This is a genomic window from Streptomyces sp. HD, from assembly GCF_028369295.1.
In the GTDB taxonomy this organism is placed as follows: domain Bacteria; phylum Actinomycetota; class Actinomycetes; order Streptomycetales; family Streptomycetaceae; genus Streptomyces.
This window is the reverse complement of the sequence record NZ_JAQMYP010000112.1, coordinates 1-8,844: the sequence shown is the minus strand read 5'-3', so window position 1 is coordinate 8,844 and position 8,844 is coordinate 1. Positions and strand designations below refer to the sequence as shown.

Sequence of the window (8,844 nt, the reverse complement as noted above, 5' to 3'; positions counted from 1 at the left end):
GCGGACGCGGTGCGGGTCGCCCGCGCCATCGAGGAGGCGCGTGGCGCCACCGGAGACTCACCCGGCCCGCAGACCGCACCCGAGCGCGACGGCGCACACGGCGCTGAGGGAGCCCGGTGAGCGCCCCCCACACCGACGTGGAGCAGGTGGAAGCCGCCAACACCGCCTTCTACGAGGCCATGGAACGCGGCGACTTCGAGGAGCTCTCCGCGCTCTGGCTCACCCCGACCGACCTGGGCGTCGACGAGACCTACCACGACCCGGCCGACGTCGGCGTGATCTCCTGCGTGCACCCCGGCTGGCCGGTGCTCACCGGACGCGGCGAGGTCCTCAGGTCGTACGCCCTCATCATGGCGAACACCGACTACATTCAGTTCTTCCTCACCGATGTGCACGTCTCCGTCACCGGCGACACCGCTCTGGTGACCTGCACCGAGAACATCCTCAGCGGTGGCCCCGCCCCCGAGGGCGGCGACGAGCTCGGCCCGCTGGTGGGCCAGCTGGTCGTCGCCACAAACGTGTTCCGCCGTACCCCCGCCGGCTGGAAGATCTGGTCCCACCACGCCTCACCCGTACTGGCCGAAAACGACGAGGAAGAGAGCGACGGCACCCCCTCCTGAGTGGGTAGGCGCCCCCTGGGGACGACCACAGGGACGGACCGCGGAACGGCGGGGACGTACCCCGCAGGAACCACCGGGCCGGACCCGCGAAACCACCGGGACCGACCGCAGGAACCGCCGGGAGACCACGGGACGACGCCCGCGGGCCGCCCGCGAGCCACCCGCACGAGGGCCGCGGGACCCCGCCGGGACCAAGAAGTGGTTGGAATCACGCCTCCCCGGGTAGGGGCGGCTACCAACCCATGAGCCACCGGGTTCCCCAGGGGAAACACTCGGTGAATCCTCTTGGCCCCGGACCGGACCCACACCCCCGTGGCCCGGCCCTGTCAGTGCCCGCAGGTAGATTCGTTCGAGGCCGGTGTGCCGCCCGCACGCGGCAGCGACCGGCCGTCACCGACGATTGCAGGAGTGATTCGCGTGGATCGTGTCGCGCTGCGCGGCCTGAAGGCCCGCGGGCACCACGGGGTGTTCCCCAAGGAACGCGAGGAGGGCCAGACCTTCATCGTGGACCTCGTCCTGGGCCTGGACACTCGGCCTGCCGCCGCCGACGACGACCTGGCGAAGACCGTGCACTACGGCATCGTGGCGGAGGAGGTCGTGGCCGTCGTCGAGGGCGAACCGGTCAACCTCATCGAGACGCTCGCCGAACGCATCGCCCAGGCCTGTCTGAAGCACGAAGGGGTCCAGGAGGTCGAGGTCACCGTCCACAAACCGGACGCGCCGATCACGGTCCCCTTCGACGACGTGACCGTCACCATCACCCGGAGCCGAGTATGACTGCACCCTTCATCAAGGGCCCCAGCGACCCGACCGTACAGCCGGTACCCGCCTCCGTCGTCGAGCAGGTCGACGCCGCCGACACCACCCTCAGCAACCCGAAACGGGCCGTGATCTCCCTCGGCGCCAACCTGGGCAACCGCCTGGAGACCCTCCAGGGCGCCGTCGACGCCCTGGAGGACACCCCCGGCGTCCGCATCAAGGCGGTCTCCCCGGTGTACGAGACGGAGCCGTGGGGCGTCGAGCCGGGCACCCAGCCCTCCTACTTCAACGCGATCGTGGTCCTCAAGACCACGCTCCCCCCGTCCTCCCTGCTGGAGCGGGCCCACGCGGTCGAGGAGGCCTTCCACCGGGTCCGGGGCGAGCGCTGGGGCGCCCGCACCCTCGACGTCGACATCGTCGCCTACGCCGACGTCGTCTCCGACGACCCGATCCTCACCCTGCCCCACCCCCGCGCCCACGAACGCGCCTTCGTCCTCGCCCCCTGGCACGACGTCGACCCCCAGGCACAGCTCCCGGGCCGCGGCCCGGTGGCCGACCTCCTGGCCGGCATCACCCTCGAAGGCATCGCGGCCCGCGCGGACCTGGAACTCCAGCTGCCCGAATAGTCGTTAAGGTCAAGACGACACCGTCCATGGGGACCCGGGGGAGCTGAAGGAACACCGTGAGAGAGCTGCGCATCAGGATGCTGGCAGGCGTGTTCATCGTCGCCGGCATCCTGTCCTGGGCGGGCGCCCGCCTCTGGAACTCCGTCGGGACCCTGCCCAGCGTCCCCCTGGCCGCCCCCATCGTCCTCGCCCTGATCGCCGTGGTCCTCCTGTCCACGGCGATCTCGATCCGCGCCCGCCTCAAGGCCCAGCGCGAACGCCGCCCCGAGGCCAAGGGCGTCGACCCCCTGATGGCCGCCCGCGCGGTCGTCTTCGGTCACGCCAGCGCCCTGGTCGCCGCCCTCGTCGCCGGCATGTACGGCGGCACCGGCGTCTTCCTCCTGGAATACCTCGACATCCCCGCCCGCCGCGACCAGGCCATCTACGCCGGCTTCGCAGTCCTGGCCGGCGTCGGCGTCATAGTGGCGGCGATCTTCCTGGAGCGCGTGTGCAAGCTCCCGGAGGACGACGAACACGACGGGGCGGGGACAGCGCCGACGGTGTAGCGCGGGATCAGCGCCTCGGGCGTCAGCGGGCCATGATGAGGCTCATCGCCTCGTTACGGGTCGCCGCGTCCCGCAGCTGACCGCGCACCGCCGACGTTATGGTCATCGCGCCGGGCTTGCGGATGCCGCGCATCGACATGCACATGTGCTCGCACTCCACGACGACGATCACGCCGCGCGGCTCCAGAATCTCCATGAGCGAGTCGGCGATCTGGGTAGTGAGTCGTTCCTGCACCTGCGGACGCCGTGCGTAGACGTCCACCAGCCTGGCCAGCTTGGACAGCCCGGTGATCTTGCCGGAGGTGGCCGGAATGTATCCGACGTGAGCGACGCCCCGGAAGGGGACCAGATGATGCTCACAGGTGCTGTACACCTCGATGTCCTTCACGAGCACCATCTCGTCGTGCCCGATGTCGAACGTGGTCGTCAGCACTTGCTCGGGCTCCTGCCACAGCCCCGCGAAGATCTCCTTGTATGCCCGCGCCACCCGCGCAGGCGTCTCCCTGAGCCCCTCACGGTCCGGGTCCTCGCCGACCGCGATCAGCAATTCGCGTACGGCGTTCTCGGCGCGCTTCTCGTCGAACTCACCGATGCGGCCCTCGCCGTCAAGCGTCACGGGGTCGGTCATGTGGTGCCTCGTTCCTTCGCGGGTGGCGCGTATGGGTCACGCGTCTGAACTGCCGGCATACGAAAATGCCGCGCCCCCCAGGCTAAAACCAGGGGGGCGCGGCATCCATTCCGGGCCCGGTGAGGCACCGGGGTGGGGCGTCAGCTCTCGGGACGCTCCTCGGGGGCCGACTCGGTCGCCGGGGCGGGCTCCGTCACCGTCGACTTGGCGGTGCTGATCGCCGGGGTCGCGCCGTTGGCACCGTTCGTCAGTGCAAGCTCCTTGGGAGAGAGCACCGGCGGACGGGTGGACGGCGTACGGCGGGAGGAACCGGTCCAGGCGGGCCGGGGCGGGCGCTTGACGATGGGGGCGAAGATCTCGGCGATCTCCTCCTTGCCCAGCGTCTCCCGCTCCAGCAGTGCGAGCACCAGATTGTCGAGGACGTCGCGGTTCTCGACCAGGATCTCCCAGGCCTCGTTGTGCGCGGTCTCGATCAGCTTCTTGACTTCCTCGTCCACCAGCGCGGCGACCTCTTCCGAGTAGTCGCGCTGGTGAGCCATCTCACGTCCGAGGAACGGCTCGGTGTTGTCGCCGCCGAACTTGATGGCGCCGAGACGCTCGGTCATGCCGTACTGCGTGACCATCGCGCGGGCCGTGGCCGTGGCCTTCTCGATGTCGTTCGCGGCGCCCGTGGTCGGGTCGTGGAAGACGAGCTCCTCGGCCGCACGGCCGCCCAGCATGTAGGCCAGCTGGTCCAGCATCTCGTTGCGGGTGGTGGAGTACTTGTCCTCCTCCGGCAGGACCATGGTGTAGCCGAGAGCGCGGCCACGGGACAGGATCGTGATCTTGTGGACCGGGTCGGAGTTGGGGGAGGCCGCCGCGACCAGGGCGTGTCCGCCCTCGTGGTACGCGGTGATCTTCTTTTCCTTGTCCGACATGATCCGGGTCCGCTTCTGCGGGCCCGCCACGACGCGGTCGATGGCCTCGTCCAGCATCTGGTTGTCGATGAGCTTCCTGTCCGAGCGGGCGGTCAGCAGCGCCGCCTCGTTCAGGACGTTCGACAGGTCCGCGCCCGTGAAGCCCGGCGTGCGGCGGGCGACCGCCGACAGGTCGACGTCGGGGGCGACCGGCTTGCCCTTCTGGTGGACCTTGAGGATCTCCAGACGGCCCTGCATGTCCGGGCGGTCGACCGCGATCTGGCGGTCGAAGCGGCCGGGGCGCAGGAGGGCCGGGTCGAGGATGTCGGGCCGGTTCGTCGCGGCGATGAGGATCACGCCGCCCTTGACGTCGAAGCCGTCCATCTCGACGAGCAGCTGGTTCAGGGTCTGCTCGCGCTCGTCGTGACCGCCGCCGAGGCCGGCGCCGCGGTGGCGGCCGACCGCGTCGATCTCGTCGACGAAGACGATGGCCGGGGCGTTCGCCTTGGCCTGCTCGAACAGGTCACGGACTCGGGAGGCGCCGACGCCGACGAACATCTCGACGAAGTCGGAACCGGAGATCGAGTAGAAGGGGACGCCCGCCTCGCCGGCGACGGCGCGCGCGAGGAGCGTCTTACCGGTACCGGGAGGCCCGTAGAGCAGTACGCCCTTGGGGATCTTGGCGCCGACGGCCTGGAACTTGGCCGGCTCCTGGAGGAACTCCTTGATCTCGTGGAGCTCCTCGACGGCCTCGTCCGAGCCGGCGACGTCCGAGAACGTCGTCTTCGGGGTGTCCTTGGTGATGAGCTTCGCCTTGGACTTCCCGAAGTTCATGACCCGGGAGCCGCCGCCCTGCATCTGATTCATCAGGAACAGGAAGACGACCACGATGAGGACGAAGGGCAGCAGGGAGAGCAGGATGCCGACGAACGGGTTCTGCTTGGACGGCGAGACCGTGTAGCCGTCGGGGATCTGCTTCTGCTGGAACTTGTTCTGCAGCGTGTTGGCGATGTCCACGCCCTGGTCGCCGATGTAGGACGCCTGGATCTTGGTCGCGCCCTCGACCTTTTCGCCGTCCTTGAGCTGGGCCTTGACGGTCTGTTCGTCGCCGGTGGTCAGCTTGACCGACTCGACCTTGTTCTCATTGATCGCCTGAATGACCTGGCCGGTGTCAACCGTCTTGTAGCCGCCGGACGAGCCGACGACCTGCATCAACACGACCACGGCAAGGACGGCCAGCACGATCCACATGACCGGCCCACGGAAGTATCGCTTCACGTCCATCCATACGGAGCGGTGTCGCCCCGTCCCTCCTGCCATAGTGAGTTTGATAAGACAGTTCTTCTGACGGTACCCCAGCTTCGACGCCCGTAGCCGCACGGGCGGGCCCGCAAGCCCGTCTGCATGCTCCAACGCCGCGAGGCCCGCCGGGGTTCCCGATCTTCGTACGGTGCTTGGGCCCTTCGGGTCCGCTTTCCCGGACCGTCGGACTCAGCCGCCGTAGACGTGAGGCGCGAGCGTACCGACGAACGGGAGGTTGCGGTACTTCTCGGCGTAGTCGAGGCCGTAGCCGACGACGAACTCGTTGGGGATGTCGAAGCCGACCCACTCCACGTCGATGGCGACCTTGGCGGCGTCCGGCTTGCGCAGCAGGGTGCACACCTTGAGCGTCTCCGGTTCGCGGGAGCCGAGGTTGGACAGCAGCCAGGACAGGGTCAGGCCGGAGTCGATGATGTCCTCGACGATCAGGACGTGCTTGCCCTTGATGTCGGTGTCGAGGTCCTTGAGGATCCGCACGACACCGGAGGACTGGGTGCCGGCGCCGTACGACGACACTGCCATCCAGTCCATGGTGACGGGGGTGGACACCGCCCGGGCGAGATCGGCCATGACCATCACCGCGCCCTTGAGGACGCCGACGATCAGCAGGTCCTTGCCCTCGTACTCCGCGTCGATCTTCGCGGCCAGCTCGGCGAGCTTGGCGTCGATCTCTTCCTTGGTGATGAGTACCTGCTTGAGGTCGGCACCCATGTCTTTCGCGTCCACCCGCATCACTTTCGGTCGTCCCACCGGCTCTTCCCGGCCGCTCTCACGACCCGCTTGAGGGGCCGGTGGGAGGGTCCGGTTTCAGCCTTGCCGAATCACCAGTCTGCCACCCTGGCGCTGGGCCACGACTTTGCCGGGGAGATTGATGGCTCCCTGGCCGCGCCAGCCGGTGATCAGGCGGTCGACTTCCTCGATGTGGCGGGCGAACAGCGCCCCGGCGGGTGCCCCGGCCTCGATGGCGGCACGGCGCAGGATCCGGCGGCGTACGGCGGGCGGCAGCGCGTACAGCTTCGCGCACTCCAGGAGGCCGGCGGAGTCGCGTACGGCTGTCTCGGCCTGGCTGGCCCAGGCGTCGAGGGCGTCGGCGTCGTCGCGGGAGAGCTGGGCCGTACGGGCGAGGGCCTCCACGACGCCCTTGCCGAGGGCCTTCTCCAGGGCGGGCAGGCCCTCCTGGCGCAGCCGCGACCGGGTGTACGCGGGGTCGGAGTTGTGCGGGTCGTCCCAGACCGGCAGGGACTGGACCATGCAGGCCTTGCGGGCGGTCTGCCGGTCGAGCTGGAGGAAGGGACGCCGGTAGCGGCCGTCGGCCCCCGAGACCGCGGCCATTCCGGACAGGGAGCGGATGCCCGAGCCGCGGGCGAGGCCGAGCAGGACGGTCTCGGCCTGGTCGTCGCGGGTGTGGCCGAGCAGCACGGCGAGGGCGCCGTGGCGCAGGGCCGCGGCGTCGAGGGCGGCGTAGCGGGCGTCGCGGGCGGCTGCCTCGGGGCCGCCTTCGCGGCCCACGGTCACGGCGATGGACTCGACCGGGTCGAGGCCGAGTTCGCGCATGCGCAGGACGACTTCCTCGGCGCGCAGGTCGGAGCCGGGCTGGAGACCGTGGTCGACGGTGACGGCGCCGGCGCGGATGCCGAGTTTGGGGGCTTCGAAGGCGAGTGCGGAGGCGAGGGCCATGGAGTCGGCGCCGCCGGAGCACGCCACGAGCACGAGCGGGGAGGGGGGTCGCTCGTGCGGGGTGGTGCGCGGGGGCTCCTGCGGGGTCGCGCGGGGGAGCTCGTACGACGGCTCGTGTGCCGTGCGGTGGCCGACCGCGGCGCGTGCGGGGTGGTACGCGGCGGTGGCGAACGTGGTGGCCGCGGACGTCACTGAGGGCGCCATCGGCTGTGCCAGGTGCGGCGCCTCGTAGGAGGTCGCGCGCCGGCTGCCGGGCGCTGGTGCGTCGGTGGTGCGGCTGTGTTCGGTGAGGATGTCGTGGAGGACGCGGCGGACCGCCAGGCGTATCGCCGCGACCGCAGGATGGGGACCCATGTCCGGTTCCCTTCATGAAGTTGTCGGGGGGTGAGTCCGAGTCGGTCACTCAGAGTGTGTAGATGGTGACAGAACCGGGCCGTTCCCCGAGCATTGCACGCCTACCCATGGCTCACGGTCCCTCGGACGGGTGATTGCAGGGGCGTTCGACTGCCGTCGGCCGGATTCGGTTCACGACCTTCGTATGAGATGCACGACTCGGCGCGTGATTCACGACTCTGCCTTGCGATGCACCCGCGCGACCCAGTCCGCCGGTTTGGCGATCTCGGCCTTGGTGGGGAGGGTGTTCGGGGACGTCCACACGCGGTTGAAGCCGTCCATGCCGACCTGGTCGACGACGGCCCGCACGAAGCGTTCGCCGTCGCGGTACTGCCTGAGTTTGGCGTCCAGACCGAGCAGTTTGCGCAGGGCCATGTCCAGCCTTGAGGCGCCCTTGGCGCGCCGCTGCTGGAACTTCTCGCGGATCTCGGCGACGGACGGCACGACGGCCGGACCGACGCCGTCCATCACGAAGTCGGCGTGGCCCTCCAGGAGTGACATCACTGCGGTGAGGCGGCCGAGGATCTCCCGTTGGGCGGGGGTCTGCACGAGTTCGACGAAGGAGCGTCCGCCGTCGTCCTCCTCGGCCTCGGGCCGGCTGCCGGCCAGCGACTGCGCGGCCTCGCGGATGCGTTCCAGGACGGTCATGGGGTCGACGTCGGTCTCTCCCAAGAAAGACTGGATTTCGCCCTCCAGGTGGTCCCGCAGCCAGGGCACCGCGCTGAACTGGGTGCGGTGGGTCTCCTCGTGCAGGCACACCCACAGGCGGAAGTCGTGGGGGTGTACGTCGAGTTCGCGCTCCACGTGGACGATGTTCGGGGCGACGAGGAGGAGGCGGCCGCCGCTCGGTGAGTCAGGGGGGCCGCCGGCCGGGAGTTCGCGGGTGGCGGGGGCGAAGGTCTCGTACTGGCCGAGAACGCGGGAGGCCAGGAAGGACAGCAGCATTCCGAGTTCGACGCCGGTGACCTTGCCGCCGACGGCGCCCAGGACCGCGCCGCCGGTGCTGCCGCCGCGGCGCTCCTGCATCTTTTCGAGCAGGGGCTTGAGGATCTGGCGGAACCCGGCGACGTTCGCGCGGACCCAGCCGGGGCGGTCCACGACGAGGACGGGGGTGTCGTGGGTGTCCTCCGTGCCCATACGAGTGAAGCCCCGGACGTGTTCCTCCGAGGCTTTGGCGTGTCGGCGCAGCTCGGCGACGACGGCCCTGGCCTCGTCGCGGCTCACCTCGGGGCCCGGCCGTACGAGCCGGGTCGCGGTCGCCACCGCGAGATTCCAGTCGACCATCTCGGCACCACCGATGCTCGTCATGTGTCAACCGTACGTGAGCGTTCCCACTTGGGGCAGGCCGTGGGGGTTTGCCGGGGCGGCGGCCGGCTGTGG

Annotated in this window: 9 protein-coding genes; 4 read left to right on the top strand and 5 right to left on the bottom strand. The window is 69.8% G+C overall.

The features are described from left to right. The first annotated feature begins 116 nt into the window (after positions 1 to 116). The 4 genes from POF73_RS45300 to POF73_RS45285 all read left to right on the top strand — a co-directional run bounded on the left by POF73_RS45300 (position 117) and on the right by POF73_RS45285 (position 2,550). Entirely contained in the window at positions 117 to 620 is a 504-nt protein-coding gene (locus tag POF73_RS45300) for a nuclear transport factor 2 family protein (RefSeq protein ID WP_272125384.1), read from the top strand. Between the two features lie 417 nt (positions 621 to 1,037). After that, positions 1,038 to 1,397, top strand: coding sequence for a dihydroneopterin aldolase (folB, locus tag POF73_RS45295; protein WP_272125383.1), 360 nt, complete (start codon positions 1,038 to 1,040; stop codon positions 1,395 to 1,397). Then, positions 1,394 to 2,005 (top strand): 2-amino-4-hydroxy-6-hydroxymethyldihydropteridine diphosphokinase, encoded by a 612-nt coding sequence (gene folK / locus POF73_RS45290; RefSeq protein WP_272125382.1) that lies wholly within the window; start codon positions 1,394 to 1,396, stop codon positions 2,003 to 2,005. The genes folB and folK overlap by 4 nt, the downstream gene beginning before the upstream one ends. Before the next feature lie 56 nt (positions 2,006 to 2,061). After that, on the top strand, positions 2,062 to 2,550 hold the full coding sequence (locus tag POF73_RS45285) for a DUF3180 domain-containing protein (protein ID WP_272125381.1): 489 nt from the start codon (positions 2,062 to 2,064) through the stop codon (positions 2,548 to 2,550). Between the two features lie 22 nt (positions 2,551 to 2,572). Here POF73_RS45285 and folE read toward each other — a convergent pair whose 3' ends face one another. The 5 genes from folE to POF73_RS45260 form a co-directional block, all read right to left on the bottom strand. After that, complete coding sequence (folE, locus tag POF73_RS45280; RefSeq protein WP_272125380.1) at positions 2,573 to 3,178, bottom strand: GTP cyclohydrolase I FolE; 606 nt, start codon at positions 3,176 to 3,178, stop codon at positions 2,573 to 2,575. A 140-nt stretch (positions 3,179 to 3,318) separates the two neighbouring features. Then, on the bottom strand, positions 3,319 to 5,358 hold the full coding sequence (gene ftsH, locus POF73_RS45275; RefSeq protein ID WP_272125379.1) for an ATP-dependent zinc metalloprotease FtsH: 2,040 nt from the start codon (positions 5,356 to 5,358) through the stop codon (positions 3,319 to 3,321). A gap of 207 nt (positions 5,359 to 5,565) precedes the next feature. Further along, positions 5,566 to 6,126: a hypoxanthine phosphoribosyltransferase gene (hpt, locus tag POF73_RS45270; protein ID WP_272125385.1), complete on the bottom strand. Its 561-nt coding sequence runs from the start codon at positions 6,124 to 6,126 to the stop codon at positions 5,566 to 5,568. 75 nt (positions 6,127 to 6,201) lie between these two features. After that, positions 6,202 to 7,425, bottom strand: coding sequence for a tRNA lysidine(34) synthetase TilS (gene tilS, locus POF73_RS45265; protein WP_272125378.1), 1,224 nt, complete (start codon positions 7,423 to 7,425; stop codon positions 6,202 to 6,204). Positions 7,426 to 7,635: 210 nt separating this feature from the next. Next, complete coding sequence (locus tag POF73_RS45260) at positions 7,636 to 8,772, bottom strand: zinc-dependent metalloprotease (protein WP_272125377.1); 1,137 nt, start codon at positions 8,770 to 8,772, stop codon at positions 7,636 to 7,638. Positions 8,773 to 8,844 lie beyond the last annotated feature (72 nt).